The sequence below is a fragment of the Streptomyces echinatus genome, assembly GCF_014203595.1.
Classification (GTDB): domain Bacteria; phylum Actinomycetota; class Actinomycetes; order Streptomycetales; family Streptomycetaceae; genus Streptomyces; species Streptomyces echinatus.
In genome coordinates, this window is record NZ_JACHJK010000010.1 from 277,510 (window position 1) to 293,905 (window position 16,396).

Genomic DNA, 16,396 nt, shown 5'->3' on the forward strand with positions numbered 1-16,396 from the left:
GAACATGCGATCCATACGGCCGTCGTTCACCGCTCGGCGAGGAAGGGGCGGTCGCCGCACCTCGACCTCGCTGACGGCGGTCGCGCTCGTCTCGGCGCTGGCGCTGACCGCCACCGCCTGCAACGACGACGGTGACGACAACGCCAACGGCGATGTGAACGCCACCGCGACCGCCGCGGGCACCGGCGACGGAAAGATCACGATCCCGGAGGACCTCAAGAAGAGGCTCAAGGAGCACGGGATCGACATCGACAAGTGGAAGAACGGCGCCTGGAAGAACTGGAACAAGGAAGAGTGGCTGCGCGAGGCCAACGACTTCATCAACCCGATCATCAAGGGCCTGTGGGACCCCGACCGGATGCGCGACGCCGACGACCCGGACCAGGGCGTCGACGACAACGACATCTCCGGTGACCAGGGCGTGACGGACCCGACTCCGCAGCCGGTGAAGGCGCAGACGGTCTCGGCGCCGTACCACACCAACGCGGCCACCTCCGGCAAGCTGCTCTTCGACTCTCCCGAGGGCACGATGGTCTGCTCGGCGACCGTCGTGCAGGACCCGGCGCACCCCGGCAAGTCCAACCTCGTCTGGACGGCCGGTCACTGTGTGCACGCCGGCAAGAAGGGCGGCTGGTACCGCAACCTCGCCTTCGTGCCGTCGTACAACAACCAGGGCAAGTCGTCGGCCGAGCTGGAGAACGCGAGCCGGTCCGAGATCGCGCCGTACGGCGTGTGGTGGGCCGACGCGGCCAAGACCTCGCAGCAGTGGATCAACAAGGGCGGTTCGACGGGCGGCGACGGCGCCTCGTACGACTTCGCGGTCATCCACGTGACACCGGAGCAGGGCAGCGATGGCAAGTCGCTGGAGGAGACGGTCGGCGGGGCGCTGCCGGTGAACTTCGACGCGCCGGCCGTGCCGAAGGTGCAGAACATCACCGCGTCCGGCTACCCGGCGGCGGCACCGTACGACGGTCAGCTGCTGTACCAGTGCAAGGACAAGCCGGGCCGGCTCTCCATCGAGGAGTCCGACCCGACGATGTACCGGATCGGCTGCACGATGACGGGTGGCTCCTCCGGTGGCGGCTGGGTCGAGACGGGCGCGGACGGCAAGCCCATGCTGGTGTCCAACACCTCGATCGGCCCGGTGACCGCGGGCTGGCTGGCCGGTCCCCGGCTGGGTGATGTCGCCAAGGGCGTGTACGACTCGGTGAGCAAGCAGTTCGCCGGACGGTGAGCGTGACGAAGGCCCGCCACCCGACTGGGGTGGCGGGCCTTCGTGCTGCGGCCCTACTGCTGTGGCGTTCGCACCGCGGCCTTCGTGCTGCCGCGTTCGTGCTGCCGTGGGTCAGGCCGCGGAGACCGGTGCGTAGGGCGCCAGGTCCGCCGCCAGTTCCTCGTGCACCCGGACCTTGAGCAGGGTGCCCTCCGCGGTGTGCTCCTCGGAGATCACCTCGCCCTCGGTGTGGGCGCGGGCGACCAGCTTGCCGTGCGTGTAGGGCACGAGCGCCTCGACCTCGACCGAGGGGCGGGGCAGCTCGTCGTCGATCAGGGCGAGCAGCTTCTCGATACCCCGGCCGGTGCGCGCCGAGACGGCGATCGAGCGCTTCTCGACCCGGAGCAGCCGCTGGAGGACCAGCGGGTCGGCCGCGTCCGCCTTGTTGATCACGACGATCTCGGGCACCTTGGTGGCGCCGACGTCCCGGATGACCTCGCGTACGGCGGCGAGCTGCTCCTCCGGGTTCGGGTGCGAGCCGTCCACCACGTGCAGGATGAGGTCGGAGTCGCCGACCTCCTCCATGGTGGAGCGGAACGCCTCGACCAGGTGGTGCGGCAGGTGCCGGACGAAGCCGACGGTGTCCGCCAGCGTGTACAGCCGGCCGCTCGGGGTCTCCGCCCGTCGGACGGTCGGGTCCAGGGTCGCGAACAGGGCGTTCTCGACCAGGACGCCTGCGCCCGTGAGGCGGTTGAGCAGGGAGGACTTACCGGCGTTGGTGTAGCCCGCGATGGCGACGGACGGCACCTTGTTGCGCCGGCGTTCCTGGCGCTTGATCTCGCGGCCGGTCTTCATGTCCGCGATCTCCCGGCGCATCTTCGCCATCTTCTCGCGGATCCGGCGCCGGTCCGTCTCGATCTTGGTCTCACCGGGGCCACGCGTGGCGAGGCCGCCGCGACCACCACCCATCTGCCGGGACAGCGACTGACCCCAGCCTCGCAGCCTCGGCAGCATGTACTGCATCTGCGCGAGCGCGACCTGCGCCTTGCCCTCCCGGGACTTGGCGTGCTGGGCGAAGATGTCCAGGATCAGGGCCGTACGGTCGATGACCTTGACCTTGACCACGTCCTCCAGCTGGATCAGCTGGCCGGGGCTCAGCTCACCGTCGCAGATGACGGTGTCCGCGCCCGTTTCGAGGACGATGTCCCGCAGCTCCAGCGCCTTGCCGGAGCCGATGTAGGTGGCAGCGTCGGGCTTGTCGCGGCGCTGGATGACGCCGTCGAGCACGAGCGCGCCCGCGGTCTCCGCGAGGGCGGCCAGCTCCGCGAGGGAGTTGTCGGCGTCCTGGGCGGTGCCGGTGGTCCACACTCCGACGAGCACGACCCGCTCCAGGCGGAGCTGGCGGTACTCGACCTCGGTGACGTCCTCCAGCTCGGTGGAGAGGCCTACGACGCGGCGCAGGGCGGCGCGCTCGGAGCGGTCGAACTGTTCGCCGTCCCGATCGCCGTCGATCTCCTGGCTCCAGGCGACGTCCTCTTCCATCAGGGCATCGGCCCGAAGACCCTCGGGGTAGGCGTGCGCGAGGCGCTTGGTGTCCTGGGAAGGGGAAGAAGAGGAGGTCATTGGATCCTTACGTCGATGAGAGTGCCGTTACGGCGTCGGTGGCGGTCATCTGGACCGCTCGCCTTGGTCAACGCACGAGTACCCCGGGAGATTCCCGGGTCCCGTGCCCGCGCCGACCCTTAGATGGTCGCACGGCACGGCGCGTCTCGTCATCGGGTTAACGCCGGGTGTGGGGCGTGGCCGCCTTGACCGACGCCGCCGGCTTCCAGTCCGGGTGACCGGGCATCGGAGGGGTCTTCTCGCCGTACAGCCAGGGCTCCAGGAAACCGCCGAGGTCGCGGCCGGCGACGGTCGAGGCCAGCCGGACGAAGTCGGCGGTGGTGGCGGTGGCGTCGCGGTGTTCCCGCACCCAGATCCGCTCCAGCCGCTCGAAGGCCGGCCGGCCGATCTCCTGCCGCAGGGCGTAGAGGGCGAGGGCGGCGCCGTCGTAGATGTTGGGCCGGAAGATGTCGATCTTCTGCCCGGCGGCCGGGGGCTTGGGCCGGGCGGGCGGGCCGCCGGCCTCGCGCCAGTGGTCGGAGGCACCGTAGGCGGCCTTCATCCGCTCTTCCATGGGCCGCTTCGCGGTCTCGTCGGCGTAGAGCGCCTCGTACCAGGTGGCGTGCCCCTCGTTCAGCCAGACGTCGGACCAGCTGCGCGGGGTGACGCTGTCGCCGAACCACTGGTGGGACAGCTCGTGCACCATGATCGACTCGATGTACCACTTGGGGTAGGCGGGCTCGGTGAACAGGTGCTTCTCGAAGAGCGAGAGCGTCTGCGTCTCCAGTTCGAAGCCCGTGGACGCCTGTGCCATGAGCACGCCATAGGTCTCGAAGGGGTACCGGCCTACCTTGCTCTCCATCCAGGCGAGCTGGTCGGGCGTCTTCGCGAGCCAGGGTTCGAGGGCCTTGCGGTCGGCGGCGGGCACGACGTCGCGCACGGGCAGCCCGTGCGGTCCCTCGCGGTGCACGACGGCGGAGCGGCCGATGGACACCTGGGCCAGTTCGGTGGCCATGGGGTGCCGGGTGCGGTAGGTCCAGGTGGTGGTGCTTCCGCTCCGGACGGCTTCGGCGGGCAGGCCGTTGGCGACGGCGGTGTAGCCGTCGGGCACGCTGATCCGGAAGGTGAACATGGCCTTGTCGGACGGATGGTCGTTGCACGGGAACACCAGGTGGGCGGCGTCGGCCTGGTTGGCCATGGCGAGGCCGTCGGAGGTGCGCACCCAGCCGCCCTGCTGGTCCTTGCCGGAGACGGGGTCACTGGTGTGCCGCACGGTGATCCGGGCCCACCTGCCCTTTGCCAGGGGGTGCTCCGGCGTGACGACCAGGTCCTCGCCGGCGCCGGTGAAGCCGGCGGGACGTCCGTCGACCTCGACGGAGCGCACGGTGCCGTGGGCGAAGTCGAGGTTGAGGTGCTCCAGGCCGGCGGTGGTCAGGGCGTCGATCGTGGTGACGGCCTCGAGCGGCTTGTCGTTGGCGCCGGTATAGGTGAGGGACAGGTCGTACGAGGTGACGTCGTACCCGGGGTTGCCCAGGTACGGGTAGAGCCGGTCGCCGACGCCGAGCGGTTCGGCCGGGGCCGCGGCGGCGACGAGGCAGACGGAGACGGCGGAGGCGAGCAGGGCCGCCTTGCGGTGCCGGGTGGGCCCGGACCGGGTCCGGCGCCGGGCGGCGGGCCGGAACCGGTGCTGAGAGGTCCCGGGCTGAGGCTGGTCCTGGCAGGTCTCGGGCTGGGCCGGTTGCCGGGAGGTCTCAGGTTGGGCCGGTTGCTGGGAGGTCTCAGGCTGGGGCCGGGGGCGAGGGCGGGGGGTGAGCAGCATTGCACCACCGCTACCAGCGCGCGCCCGCCGTACGGCGGCGACGCGCGCCCGGCCCACCCGAACGAGTGGGCCGGGCGCCGTCGTCAGGAGGCCGGTGCCTGGTGCTGGGCCCTGCTCACGTCGTACACCCCCGGTACGTCCCGCATGGCGCGCATCAGGGCCGGGAGGCCGGCCGCATCCGGGAGCTGGAGGGTGTAGGTGTGGCGCACCCGCTGCTGGCTGGGCGGTTCGACGGTGGCGGAGACGATCTCGACTCCCTCCAGGGCGATCGCCTCGGTGAGGTCGGCGAGCAGATGGGGGCGGCCGAACGATTCGGCGACCAGGGTGACCCGGCATTCGGCGGTGTCCCCCCAGCGCACGCCGATCTCCGCGCGCCCCCGGCTCTTCATGTGCGCCACCGCGGCGCACTCCGCGCGGTGCACGGTCACCACTCCCCCACGCACGGCGAAGCCGGTGATCTCGTCCGGCGGTACGGGTGTGCAGCACCCGGCGAGCCGTACGGCGGTGCCCGGCGGGTCCGCGAGGACGTCGGCGCGCCGGGGGCGGGGGGCGGGGGCGCCGCCCGTGGGGCGCGCTGCGGGGGCGGCCGGGTCGGGGCGGGAGGCGGAGGCGGCCACGTCGGGCGGGCCGGCGGAGGCGGCCTTCCCGGCCCCCGCCGAGGCGGTACGGGCCGCGCCGGCCGTCTCGCCGGGGACGGTGCCGGTGCCGTCCGGCCCGGCCGGGTCGGTGCCGTCGTCCGGGTCGGTGCCGGCGCCGGGGTGCGTGGCCAGCCAGCGCTGGATGGCGATGCGGGCGGCCGGCGTGTGGGCGTGCTCCAGCCATTCGCGGGAGGGCTCGGATTCCGGGTCCTGGCCCATCAGGAGCTGCACGGTGTCGCCGTCGCGCAGGACGGTGCTGAGGGTGGCCAGGCGGCCGCCCACACGGGCGCCGATACAGGCGTGGGCGTCCTCGCCGTACGCCGCGTACGCGGCGTCCACGCACGTGGCGCCCTCGGGCAGGCCGAGGGCGCCGCCGTCGGGGCGGAACACGGTGATCTCGCGGTCCTGGGCGAGGTCCTCGCGCAGGGTGGACCAGAAGGTGTCGGGGTCGGGGGCGGCCCGCTGCCAGTCGAGGAGGCGGGAGAGCCAGCCGGGACGGGTGGGGTCGGCGCGCTCGCCGTCGGCAGGGGCGTCGGCGGTCTCGGGGACGGAGGTGCCGGCGGGGGTCGTGGCGGCTCCGGCGGCGGAGGTCTCGGACGCGGGCGCGTACGGGTTGCCGAGGGCCACCACACCGGCCTCGGCGACCTTGTGCATCTGGTGGGTGCGGATGAGGACTTCGACGACCTGGGCGGCACCGGGGGTCCCCCCGGGCGGATCGGTTCGCTTCCGGGACAGGGCGACGGCGGTGTGCAGGGACTGGTAGAGGTTGAACTTCGGTACGGCGATGAAGTCCTTGAACTCCGCGACCACCGGTGTCATGCACGTGTGCAGCTCACCGAGGACGGCGTAACAGTCCGCGTCCTCGTTCACCAGCACCAGCAGACGTCCGAAGTCGGTGCCACGCAGCCGGCCGCGCTTGCGCGCCACACGGTGGACGGAGACGAAGTGCCGTGGACGGATGAGGACTTCGGCCGGGATGTCGGCCTCGCGCAGCACCCGGCGCATCTCCTCGGCGACCTCGGCGAGCGGGTCGCCGGGGCGGGCGGCGTTCTCCGCGATGAGTTCGCGGGTGTGTTCGTACTCCTCGGGGTGGAGGATGGCGAAGACCAGGTCCTCCAGCTCCGTCTTGAGCGCCTGCACGCCGAGGCGCTCGGCGAGCGGGATCAGGACGTCTCGGGTGACCTTGGCGATCCGCTCCTGCTTCTCGGGGCGCATCACGCCGAGGGTGCGCATGTTGTGCAGGCGGTCGGCGAGTTTGATCGACATCACGCGCACGTCGTTGCCGGTGGCGACGAGCATCTTGCGGAAGGTCTCCGGTTCGGCGGCGGCTCCGTAGTCGACCTTCTCCAGTTTCGTGACGCCGTCGACCAGATAACGGACCTCCTCGCCGAACTGTTCCCGCACCTGATCCAGCGTCACCTCGGTGTCCTCGACGGTGTCGTGCAGCAGGGAGGCCGTCAACGTCGTCGTCTCGGCGCCGAGTTCGGCGAGGATCAGGGTCACGGCGAGCGGGTGCGTGATGTACGGCTCGCCGCTCTTGCGCATCTGGCCGCGGTGCGAGGACTCCGCCAGGACATAGGCACGGCGCAGGGGTTCGAGGTCCGCGTCGGGGTGATGGGCGCGGTGCGCCTCCACGACGTGGCTGATGGCGTCGGGCAGCTTGTCGCGGGCGGCGGAGCCGAGCAGTGCGGCGCGGCCGAGCCGACGCAGGTCGATCCGGGGCCGGGCCTTTCTGCGCGGCACCGCGGACGCTGTGAGCGCTTGTGGCGCTGTGGGCGCCACAGGACCAGCCGTCGCAGGATTCGTGGCCTCCGCACTCATGGGCACCTCCGGCTCGTGGACCGGCGGACGGAGCCCCATGGCACACGCGGCTCAGGGTTGGCGACGTTCCCCCGTCCGTGCCGGTGCTTGATGCTACCGAGCCCACCACGTACGACGGACCGCCTCTCGCCGAGCGTGAAACGGATCACCCATTCGAGCGATGAAATCGAGGTTTAGAGTCTGCGTCAGGTGCCCTGTTGTCGGCCGCGGTTTCGAACGCCCCGGCCTCCGGGCCCGCCGCGACCGACGGACCGGACGGACGGGACCCGGGGCCGGGGCCGTCCGCGCTCCTCGGGTCAGCCGGACGCCCGGGCCAGCCAGTCGGCGTCGATCGCGCCCTCGGCGACGATCACGGCCGGTCCGGTCATCTCGATCTCGCCGTCAGGCCGCTCGGTGATGACCAGGCGCCCGCCGGGCACGTCGACGGTGTACGTCGCCGGGGTGCCGGTGACGGCCGGGTCGGTGCCGTCCCGGCGGGCGGCGGCCACGGCGACGGCACACGCGCCCGTGCCGCACGAACGCGTCTCGCCGGAGCCGCGCTCGTGCACGCGCATGGCGACGTGGCGGGGGCCGCGGTCGACGACGAACTCGACGTTCACCCCGTCCGGGTAGGCGGCCCGCGGGCTGACCGGCGGCGCGTCGTACAGGGTGCCGGCGTGGGCCAGGTCGGCCACGAAGGCCACCGCGTGCGGGTTGCCCATGTTCACGTTGCGCGCGGGCCAGCTCCGCTCGTCGACGGTCACCGTGACGTCCCCTTCGGGGAGACGGGCGCGGCCCATGCCGACGGTGACGTCACCGTCCTTCGCGATGTGGACGGTCCTCACGCCCGCGCGCGTGGCGATGGTGAGGTCGCCTTCGGCCACATGTCCCGCGTGCTGGAGGTAGCGCGCGAACACACGCACACCGTTGCCGCACATCTCGGCGACGGAGCCGTCGCCGTTGCGGTAGTCCATGAACCATTCCGCCTCGCCGGCCATCGCCCGGGCCTCCGGGTGCGCCGCGGACCGCACGACGTGCAGCACGCCGTCGCCGCCGATGCCCGCCCGGCGGTCGCACAGGGCGGCCACGGCTGCCCGGGAGAGGTCGAGGGCGTTCTCGGGGTCCGGGACGATCACGAAGTCGTTCTCGGTGCCGTGCCCCTTGAGGAAGGCGATCGGTGTGCTCATTCCTCGATCGTACGGGGTCGCTCCGCCGGGGGGCCGATGGCGGGGAGTGGCTGGTGGGACGGTGGGTCCGTACCGGTCGGCGGGTCCCAGGGGCGCTGTCGTCCGCGCCCGTCACCTCAGCGGAGCCTCGCCACCCGCCAGACGGCGAGGACCGCCACAACGGCCACGAGGAGGACGTATCCGAGTACGACGCGCCAGTCGGGCCGGCGGCCCGAACCGCGTGCCGGCAGCCCCGGCCAGGTGTAGCCCACCCTGCGGGCGGCCATCATGCCCCAGCCGGCGGCGCAGGAGCAGATCAGCAGCCCGAGCATGGCGATGACGGCGCCGCTGTCGCCGAAGTCGAAGGCGAGCGGGAAGGCGAACATCAGGGAGCCGACGGCGGCGAGGGCGACGATGGGGGCGAGCTGCCAGATGCGCAGCCGGCCCTGCGGGCGGAGCTCGACCTCGACCTCCGGCCCGCTCGGATACATCTCCTCGGGCGCCGGTCCGTCGGCGGTGACGCCGCCCGCGGTGTCGTCGGGCCCGTCGTCGGCCAGAGGGTCCTCGGCCAGGGGGTCCGCGGCCAGGGGGTTCCCCGCCAGACGGTCCTCGGTCAGAGGGTCCCCTGCCAGGCGGTCTCCGGACAGACGGTCCCCGACCAGACGGTCTTCGGCCGAGCGGACCTCGGACAGACGGTCTCCGGACAGACGGTCCTCGGTCGGGCCGTCGCTCATCAGGCCGTTCTCGTGCGGACCGGACGCCTGGGCGCCGGTCGGCCGCAGGCCTTCGCGCAGACCGTTCACCCGGGGGCGGTCCTCGTCCGGGCGGGCTTCGCCCCGGCCTGGATCGTCACCCTCAGTGGTCAGGTGCTCGGCACTTCGTGCGGTGTCGCGAGGGCCGGCCTCCATCGCCACGCGCCCTCCCAACTAGGCTCCACTTGGTCGATCGAAGCTCGATGATGGCACGGCGTCGAAGGCCGCGATGACCGGCGGCGCATCCCGATGCCATGACGTGATCAGGCTGTGACCGGTCGTTCGACCAACGCCAGGGCCAGCTGCGGAAGTTCCCCGCGGTCCACGACGGCCCCACTCAACCAGTGCACCCGGGGATCGCGCCTGAACCACGAATCCTGGCGGCGCGCGAAGCGCTTGGTGGCACGCACGGTCTCGGCCCGGGCTTCCGCTTCGGTGCACTCCCCGGCGAGCGCGGCGAGGACCTGCTGGTAGCCGAGCGCGCGCGACGCCGTGCGCCCCTCGCGCAGGCCCTGCGCCTCCAGTGCGCGCACCTCGTCCACGAGGCCGGCCTCCCACATGCGGTCGACGCGCCGCGCGATGCGGTCGTCCAGTTCCGGACGGGCCACGTCGACGCCGATCTGGACGGTGTCGTAGACGGAGTCGTGGCCGGGCAGATTGGCCGTGAAGGGCTGTCCGGTGATCTCGATCACTTCCAGCGCCCGGACGATACGGCGGCCGTTGCTGGGCAGGATCGCGCGGGCGGCCCCGGGGTCGGCGGCGGCCAGCCGGGCATGCAGCGCGCCCGGCCCGCGCAGCGCCAGCTCCTCCTCCAGGCGGGCCCGGACCTCGGGGTCGGTGCCGGGGAACTCCAGGTTGTCGACGGCACCGCGGACGTACAGTCCGGAGCCGCCGACCAGGATCGGCCAGCGGCCCTCGGCAAGCAGCGCGTCGATCCGCTCGCGGGCCAGTTTCTGGTACTCGGCGACCGACGCGGTGACCGTTACGTCCCAGATGTCGAGCAGGTGGTGCGGGATGCCGCCACGCTCCTCGGGCGTCAGCTTGGCGGTGCCGATGTCCATCCCCCGGTACAGCTGCATGGAGTCGGCGTTGACGACCTCGCCGTCGAGCTGCTGGGCGAGGAAGACGCCAAGATCGGACTTTCCGGCCGCGGTGGGTCCGACGACGGCGATGACGCGGGGGGCGAGGGGTGCGCTGCTCACCGCACCAGTCTCGCAAACCTCCAGGCGAGGTCTCGAACGAGTTACGTGACGGGGCGGTTCCCGCGTCGTTGCCCGTGGCGAGGTGCCGCCCGCCGGGACGCGGGAGGCGGTGACCCGGGCGGCGCAACCGTACGCACCGGGCGACGCGGGAATTCGCCCGCACGAGTACCGTATGGAGTGGATATGGGCGTGTTTGCACGGCTTCTCGGCAGGTCGAAGGCGACTCCGGAGGCGTCGGACGCGGCGGCGGACGCCGGCACGGAGCCGGCGGTGGCCGAGGCGGAGCAGGCGGATCGGACGGAGTCGACGGAGGCGGGGGGAGCCGGGTCGGAAGAGGTCACGGAGGCGGCCGGGGACGGGCGCGAGGACGTGGCCGTGCGGTCGGACGCCGGTACGGACGACGCGTCCGAGAGCACCGGGATCCCCCGGCAGCAGGCCGCCGGGGAGGCCGCCGACAGCGAGGCCGGCGAGGGCGCCCGCAGGTAACTGCCCCGCGAGGGAAGGTGGACCATGGGTCTGATGGACAACATGAAGGCCAAGCTGGGCCCGGCCAAGGACAAGGTGTCGGACCTCGCACGGCAGCACGGGGACAAGGTCCAGCACGGGATCGACAAGGCCGCGAAGGCCGTCGACGAGCGGACCAAGCACAAGTACAGCGACAAGATCCACGCGGGCACGGGCAAGGCCAAGGAGGCGATGGACCGCCTGGCGCACAAGAGCGGCCCGGACGCGGCGCCGCCCGACCCGATGACCCCGACCCGCCCGGAGGGACCGCCCCCGGCTTCGTGAGCCGGCGCCGCCCGCGGGGTGCCGTCGGCGACGGGGCCCGGGGGAAGCCCCGGGTGGCGGTGTCCGACGGGTGCTTGCGCCGGTGGTGTCCGAGGAGAGTCTCTACGGCGGTGTCCTGGGAGTGTCCCTGCGCCGGTGCCCGGGAGGAGCCCCGACGGCGGTGCCGGGACGATCCTCAGCGGCACGGCGGTGGACGGCCGAGGAGCGATACGGCTCCCGGCCGTCCGCCGTTCCCGAACGGTGGGAGACCCGCCGGTTTCCGCACGGTGGGAGACCCGTCGGTTTCCGCACGGCGGAGAAGCCGTCGTTTCCGCTGAAGTCGGCGGGGGGCTCAGTGAGGCGTGGCCTGGCGAGGAACGACTCAGCAGGCGGAGCGGCGGCAACGCGGGACGGCCAGACGGCAGCGCGGCGAGGCGGGCGGACGGGCGGCTGCGCGGCGAGGCAGCGGCCCAGCGGACGGGTGCGCGAGGGGGCAAGCGAACGGGCGGACGGAGAAACTGCAGCCCGCGGAGGGGACGTGGTTGCGCGCAACCGTGGAAGCGGCCGGGCGCGCGCGGTGAAGTGGTGGCAGGACGGTCAGGACCAGGTCGCTACCAGGTAGCCCACGCCGTACGGTGCGTCCTCGTAGAGCAGGGTGCCGGTGAGGTCCGTGTCCTCGGCCGCCCCGGCCAGGATCTGCCAGGGGGCGCGGCCGGCGGCCTTCAGTTCGTGGGCCAGGCCGGGGTCCAGCGCCCGCAGGGCCGCCACGTCCGCCGCGCCGAGTGCCCTCGCCACCTCCGCGTCGAAGGGTGCCGCCCGCTCGTCCAGATAACCGGGTGCCTTGAGCGTGCGGCAGGCGCTGGCGTCTCCCATCACCAGCAGCGCCACCCGTCCGGCCCGGCCGGCCAGTTCCCGCCCGGTCTCGGCGCACCGCTCCGGCTCCAGCGTCTGCGCGACGGCGAGCCCCTCGATCGGGGCGTCGGCCCAACCGGTCCGCTCCAGCAGCCAGGCGCCGACGGCCAGCGAGGTCGGCAGTTCCCGCTCCGGGACGGGGTGGGCGACGGGCCCGAGGTGTACGTCCAGGTCGACCCCGAAGCCGCGGAAGGTGCCCGGGGCGCCCTGCGGGAAGGCACCGTGCCCGCCCTGCTCGGCGGAGCCGACGACGACCAGCAGGTCGGGGCGGGCGGCGGCGAGCACGCCGAGCGCGTCCGAGCAGGCCGCGCGCGCGGCGTCCAGCTCGGGTGCGGCACCCGCGGCGACCTCGGGCACGAGCAGCGGCGGACAGGGGGAGACTGCGGCGGCGACAAGCATGATCGGCAGCGTAACCCGGCGGGTGGCCCGCACGTCACTCCCCGACGAGCACGTCCGTCGGGTCGGTCACCGTCAGGGCAGGCCCCCCCACGCGTCCGCCACGGCCGCTCGCACACCCCGGTGCCGGGCCAGCGGAACCGGTGTCTTCACCTGAGTGAGCAACAGCTGCTCCCGAGGAACCGAGCCGGCACCCGACCGCAGCCGGCACGTGAGCCCAGACGGAGTCGGAGCCGCAGTCGCGGCTCTGCCGGAGTCGGGCTTCAGTCGCAGCCGCAGCCGCTGCCCGTGGTGGCCGGGAGCGGTGCCGGTACGCCGATCTTCGGGAGGCCGAGCATGACGCCCGCCGGCTTGGCGGCCTCCGCGGCGTTCCGCTTCTCCCAGGCGTCCCCCGCGCGCGTGCGGCGCACGCCGAGGACCGGGCCCTCGGCGAGGAGGTGGTGCGGGGCGGCGTAGGTGATCTCGACGGTCACCACGTCACCGGGGCGCACCTCCTCGTCCGGCTTGGTGAAGTGGACGAGGCGGTTGTCGGGGGCGCGGCCGGAGAGGCGGTGGGTGGCGCCGTCCTTGCGGCCCTCGCCCTCGGCGACCATCAGCTCCAGCGTGCGGCCGACCTGCTTCTTGTTCTCCTCCCAGGAAATCTCCTCCTGAAGGGCGACGAGACGCTCGTAGCGCGCCTGGACGACCTCCTTGGGGATCTGGTTCTCCATGGTCGCGGCGGGGGTGCCGGGGCGCTTGGAGTACTGGAAGGTGAACGCCTGGGCGAAGCGGGCCTCGCGAACGACGTGCAGCGTCTGCTCGAAGTCCTCCTCGGTCTCGCCGGGGAAGCCCACGATGATGTCGGTGGTGATCGCGGCGTGCGGGATGGCGGCGCGCACCTTCTCGATGATCCCCAGGTAGCGCTCCTGCCGGTACGAACGGCGCATCGCCTTCAGGACGGTGTCCGAGCCGGACTGCAGGGGCATGTGCAGCTGCGGCATGACGTTCGGGGTCTGCGCCATCGCCGCGATCACGTCGTCCGTGAAGTCGCGCGGGTGCGGGGAGGTGAAGCGGACGCGCTCCAGGCCCTCGATGTTCCCGCAGGCGCGCAGCAGCTTGCTGAAGGCCTCGCGGTCGCCGATGTCGGAGCCGTAGGCGTTGACGTTCTGGCCGAGCAGGGTGATCTCGGAGACGCCCTCGCCGACCAGGGCCTCGATCTCGGCGAGGATGTCGCCGGTGCGGCGGTCCTTCTCCTTGCCGCGCAGGGCCGGGACGATGCAGAAGGTGCAGGTGTTGTTGCAGCCGACGGAGATCGACACCCAGGCCGCGTACGCGCTCTCGCGGCGGGTCGGCAGCGTGGAGGGGAACGCCTCCAGGGACTCGGCGATCTCGACCTGCGCCTCTTCCTGGACGCGGGCGCGCTCCAGCAGGACCGGCAGCTTGCCGATGTTGTGCGTGCCGAAGACGACGTCCACCCAGGGCGCCTTCTTCACGATGGTGTCCTGGTCCTTCTGCGCGAGACAGCCGCCGACCGCGATCTGCATCCCCGGGCGGGAGGTCTTCTTCGGCGCCAGCCGGCCGAGGTTGCCGTACAGCCGGTTGTCGGCGTTCTCCCGGACCGCGCAGGTGTTGAAGACGACGACGTCCGCGTCCCCGTCCGACCCCTCGGGCGCCCGTACATATCCGGCCTCTTCGAGCAGCCCGGCCAATCGCTCGGAATCGTGGACGTTCATCTGGCACCCGTAGGTGCGGATCTCGTAGCTCTTGGGGGCGGGAACGTCCACTGCCGGGCTCCGGTCGCTGCTGCTGGTCATGCGTTCAAGGGTAGGCGGTCCGCGGAGACCCGTGGTGCGGCGCTTGTTCCGTCGCGAGGCCGCCCTCCGCGGCGGGCAGGGGTGACAGGGCAACGCCATCCGCACCTGTGACGGCAGTCATAGGGGGTGGCGCTTCTTCCACCGCATGCCTGCCGCGTCGCCACCCGTCACGGACAGCGGAAGGATTTCGCCAAAGGGCGACCGAAAGACTCGGCCGACGTGTGCAGGAGGGCGGACGACCTGCTTAGGTGGGGCCACGCCGTGCTCGGCCGTCTCCGCGTACCGGCAGAGCGTTTCGGGGTCACCCCGGACCGCTTCACCGAGAGGGGGTGGCCGGGCGAGTGGGATGCCAGAGGGAGCGCGCTGTCGTGAACGCCCTGTCCGATGCCACGGGAACGGAAAGACGCCCCAGCCGTTCCGGCCGGTGAGAACAGCGAACGGGGGTGACACGACAGGTGACGAGAACGAGCGAGTACGCCGCGTTGCGGCGCCGCTGCACCGCGCTTCTGCGTGATCTCGGGGTGCAGCGGTCCCTTTCCCTGGACGCGCTCCGTGCGCGGGTGGAGGAGCTGAGAGGGCGGCCGCTCGTGCTGCGCGAGCTGCCCGAGCAGGCGGCGGCCACGGGGGCGTGCGGGCTCTGGCTGGGTACCGACGACGCCGACTACGTCTTCTACGAACCCCGTACCGCGCCCCTGCACCGCGAGCACATCATCCTGCACGAGATCGGCCATGTGCTGTGCGACCACCATCGGAGCCTCGCGGACGGCGATGGTGACCGGCTGACCGGTCGGCTTCCGGACGATCCGGAGCCGCGTCTCGTGAGGCGCCTGATGGCCCGGACCAGTTACACGACCACCGAGGAACAAGAAGCCGAGATGATCGCCAGCCTCATACAGAGCGCCGGGAAGACCGGCCCGGTGGCGGGTCCCCTGGGACGCCTCGGCGCGTTCCTGGGAGTGACGGACGATGCCGGTGAGTGAACTGGCGGCCCGGCTCGGACTCACCAGCGTCCTCGCGCTGTGGTTCGCGCTGGTCTGGCGGGCGCGGCCCGCGCTGCGCCAGCCCCGTCTGCGCGGGCTGTGGGTGACCGTCCTCGCGGCGACCACCGCCATCACCCTCTTCCAGCCCGGGATCGTCGCCGGGCTGACGTCGGCCGGCACCGACGTCCACACGGTGTCTCTCGTCCGCAACCTGATCGGCGTTCTCAGCGCGGGGCTGGTCCTGCTCTTCGTGATCGACCCGCGCCGCACTCCGCTCCTGCGCCGTTCGGTGGCGGCGGCCATGGCGGCGGCCCTGGTGTCGTTGCTGGTCCTGGATCTGCTGCGGGCCGACCGGTCGCCCGAGGGGATGGCGGCCGTGCAGCGGCCCGCGTCCGCCGCGGCCGCCTACTGGCTGATCCTCGTCGTCGCCCACATCGTCGGGGACGCCGTCGCCCTGGTGGTGTGCTGGCGGTACAGCCGCCGTACGGCGGAGCGTGATCTGGTCTGGTCACTGCGGCTGTTCGCGGCGGGCAGCGTGCTCGCCCTCGTCTTCTGGTGCGGCTATCTCTGCCACCTGTACGGCCTCGCCCCGGGCCTGCTCCCCTACCTCTCCCTGATCATGGGTGCCCACGGCTTCCTGCGGGCGGCCTCCCTGCTGGTGCCCACCGCGACCGCCGTGGCCCGGTCGGCCACCGCGCTGCGGACCACCTGGCGGCTGTGGCCGCTGTGGCGGGACCTGGTGACGGCGGTGCCCCATGTGGCCCTGGCCAGCCCGCGGCGGACCCGGCTCCAGGAGGTGCTGTGGCCGCGCTGTCCGCCGGCGCTGCAGGCCCATCGGCAGACCATCGAGACGTACGACGCGTTGCTGACGCTGCAGCAGTACGTCCAGCCCGACGCCTACGAGAAGGCGCACCGGCATGCGCGGCGGGCGGGGGTGCGGGACGACTGTCTCGCGTCCGCGGCGCTCGCCGGGGCCGTGGGCCAGGCCCGGCGGGCGGTGCTCGGCGGCGTGCCACCGTCCGACCCGCGTCCCCTGCCCGGGGTGGTCCACGGCAGTCACGAGACGCTGCTGGGGATCGCCCGGATGTGGCCCGCCATGACCGACGCGCTCCCCTGCCGCGACCGGACGTCTCCCGCGCAGCAGTCCTGAACCGGCCTGGGTGCGCCCGCCAGGTGCCGTCTCAGGTCGCCCGTCCCGGGCGCCGACAGGCATCGCACTCGGCGGGGCCGCAACGCCCGTGTCGCGTGGCCGGCCCGCACTCGGCGGGCCGCAATCGGCGGGTCCGGCTCGAAAGGCCGGCGCCGCGCGCCGGGCCGCACTCGGCGGGTCCGGCCCGGGCGCCCGTGCCGCGTTC

Annotated in this window: 13 protein-coding genes; 5 read left to right on the forward strand and 8 right to left on the reverse strand. The window is 72.6% G+C overall.

What is annotated here, in order from left to right:
- The first annotated feature begins 4 nt into the window (after nucleotides 1-4).
- On the forward strand, nucleotides 5-1,234 hold the full coding sequence (locus FHS34_RS27070; protein ID WP_184970020.1) for a trypsin-like serine peptidase: 1,230 nt from the start codon (nucleotides 5-7) through the stop codon (nucleotides 1,232-1,234).
- A 111-nt stretch (nucleotides 1,235-1,345) separates the two neighbouring features.
- Here the strand turns inward: FHS34_RS27070 and hflX are convergent, their stop codons facing one another.
- From hflX to miaA, 6 genes are all read right to left on the reverse strand, one after another.
- Nucleotides 1,346-2,836 (reverse strand): GTPase HflX, encoded by a 1,491-nt coding sequence (hflX, locus tag FHS34_RS27075; protein ID WP_184970022.1) that lies wholly within the window; start codon nucleotides 2,834-2,836, stop codon nucleotides 1,346-1,348.
- A 157-nt stretch (nucleotides 2,837-2,993) separates the two neighbouring features.
- The gene (locus FHS34_RS27080; protein ID WP_184970024.1) at nucleotides 2,994-4,634 is read right to left on the reverse strand and encodes a M1 family metallopeptidase; all 1,641 of its coding nucleotides are present in this window, start codon (nucleotides 4,632-4,634) and stop codon (nucleotides 2,994-2,996) included.
- 83 nt (nucleotides 4,635-4,717) lie between these two features.
- A complete protein-coding gene (locus FHS34_RS27085) occupies nucleotides 4,718-7,093 on the reverse strand; it encodes a RelA/SpoT family protein (protein WP_184970026.1) in 2,376 nt (791 codons plus the stop codon).
- Between the two features lie 296 nt (nucleotides 7,094-7,389).
- Complete coding sequence (gene dapF, locus FHS34_RS27090; protein ID WP_184970028.1) at nucleotides 7,390-8,259, reverse strand: diaminopimelate epimerase; 870 nt, start codon at nucleotides 8,257-8,259, stop codon at nucleotides 7,390-7,392.
- A gap of 116 nt (nucleotides 8,260-8,375) precedes the next feature.
- Nucleotides 8,376-8,972, reverse strand: a complete 597-nt coding sequence (locus tag FHS34_RS27095) for a hypothetical protein (RefSeq protein ID WP_184970137.1) — start codon at nucleotides 8,970-8,972, stop codon at nucleotides 8,376-8,378.
- A 281-nt stretch (nucleotides 8,973-9,253) separates the two neighbouring features.
- A complete protein-coding gene (gene miaA, locus FHS34_RS27100) occupies nucleotides 9,254-10,192 on the reverse strand; it encodes a tRNA (adenosine(37)-N6)-dimethylallyltransferase MiaA (protein WP_184970030.1) in 939 nt (312 codons plus the stop codon).
- A 183-nt stretch (nucleotides 10,193-10,375) separates the two neighbouring features.
- Here miaA and FHS34_RS27105 point away from each other — a divergent pair, with 183 nt between their 5' ends.
- Nucleotides 10,376-10,678 carry a hypothetical protein gene (locus FHS34_RS27105; protein ID WP_184970032.1) on the forward strand — a complete coding sequence of 101 codons (303 nt, stop codon included), beginning with the start codon at nucleotides 10,376-10,378 and terminating at the stop codon, nucleotides 10,676-10,678.
- Between the two features lie 24 nt (nucleotides 10,679-10,702).
- The gene (locus FHS34_RS27110) at nucleotides 10,703-10,981 is read left to right on the forward strand and encodes an antitoxin (protein ID WP_184970034.1); all 279 of its coding nucleotides are present in this window, start codon (nucleotides 10,703-10,705) and stop codon (nucleotides 10,979-10,981) included.
- A 576-nt stretch (nucleotides 10,982-11,557) separates the two neighbouring features.
- Here the strand turns inward: FHS34_RS27110 and FHS34_RS27115 are convergent.
- Nucleotides 11,558-12,271 carry a class III extradiol dioxygenase subunit B-like domain-containing protein gene (locus FHS34_RS27115; protein WP_184970036.1) on the reverse strand — a complete coding sequence of 238 codons (714 nt, stop codon included), beginning with the start codon at nucleotides 12,269-12,271 and terminating at the stop codon, nucleotides 11,558-11,560.
- A gap of 260 nt (nucleotides 12,272-12,531) precedes the next feature.
- Nucleotides 12,532-14,061 carry a tRNA (N6-isopentenyl adenosine(37)-C2)-methylthiotransferase MiaB gene (gene miaB / locus FHS34_RS27120; protein ID WP_184970038.1) on the reverse strand — a complete coding sequence of 510 codons (1,530 nt, stop codon included), beginning with the start codon at nucleotides 14,059-14,061 and terminating at the stop codon, nucleotides 12,532-12,534.
- Nucleotides 14,062-14,516: 455 nt separating this feature from the next.
- Between miaB and FHS34_RS27125 the strand changes: the two genes are divergently transcribed.
- Nucleotides 14,517-15,041 (forward strand): regulator component, encoded by a 525-nt coding sequence (locus tag FHS34_RS27125; RefSeq protein ID WP_184970040.1) that lies wholly within the window; start codon nucleotides 14,517-14,519, stop codon nucleotides 15,039-15,041.
- Complete coding sequence (locus tag FHS34_RS27130) at nucleotides 15,028-16,191, forward strand: MAB_1171c family putative transporter (protein ID WP_221509489.1); 1,164 nt, start codon at nucleotides 15,028-15,030, stop codon at nucleotides 16,189-16,191. The genes FHS34_RS27125 and FHS34_RS27130 overlap by 14 nt, the downstream gene beginning before the upstream one ends.
- Nucleotides 16,192-16,396: the final 205 nt, after the last annotated feature.

Excerpts from the sequence above, each read along its gene's own strand:
- FHS34_RS27095 (WP_184970137.1), bottom strand. The coding sequence starts at position 8,972 with ATGAGCGACGGCCCGACCGAGGACCGTCTGTCCGGAGACCGTCTGTCC.
- hflX (WP_184970022.1), bottom strand. The coding sequence starts at position 2,836 with ATGACCTCCTCTTCTTCCCCTTCCCAGGACACCAAGCGCCTCGCGCAC.
- FHS34_RS27080 (WP_184970024.1), bottom strand. The coding sequence starts at position 4,634 with ATGCTGCTCACCCCCCGCCCTCGCCCCCGGCCCCAGCCTGAGACCTCC.
- FHS34_RS27110 (WP_184970034.1), top strand. The coding sequence starts at position 10,703 with ATGGGTCTGATGGACAACATGAAGGCCAAGCTGGGCCCGGCCAAGGAC.
- dapF (WP_184970028.1), bottom strand. The coding sequence starts at position 8,259 with ATGAGCACACCGATCGCCTTCCTCAAGGGGCACGGCACCGAGAACGAC.
- FHS34_RS27115 (WP_184970036.1), bottom strand. The coding sequence starts at position 12,271 with ATGCTTGTCGCCGCCGCAGTCTCCCCCTGTCCGCCGCTGCTCGTGCCC.
- miaB (WP_184970038.1), bottom strand. The coding sequence starts at position 14,061 with ATGACCAGCAGCAGCGACCGGAGCCCGGCAGTGGACGTTCCCGCCCCC.
- FHS34_RS27070 (WP_184970020.1), top strand. The coding sequence starts at position 5 with ATGCGATCCATACGGCCGTCGTTCACCGCTCGGCGAGGAAGGGGCGGT.
- FHS34_RS27105 (WP_184970032.1), top strand. The coding sequence starts at position 10,376 with ATGGGCGTGTTTGCACGGCTTCTCGGCAGGTCGAAGGCGACTCCGGAG.
- FHS34_RS27085 (WP_184970026.1), bottom strand. The coding sequence starts at position 7,093 with ATGAGTGCGGAGGCCACGAATCCTGCGACGGCTGGTCCTGTGGCGCCC.
- FHS34_RS27130 (WP_221509489.1), top strand. The coding sequence starts at position 15,028 with ATGCCGGTGAGTGAACTGGCGGCCCGGCTCGGACTCACCAGCGTCCTC.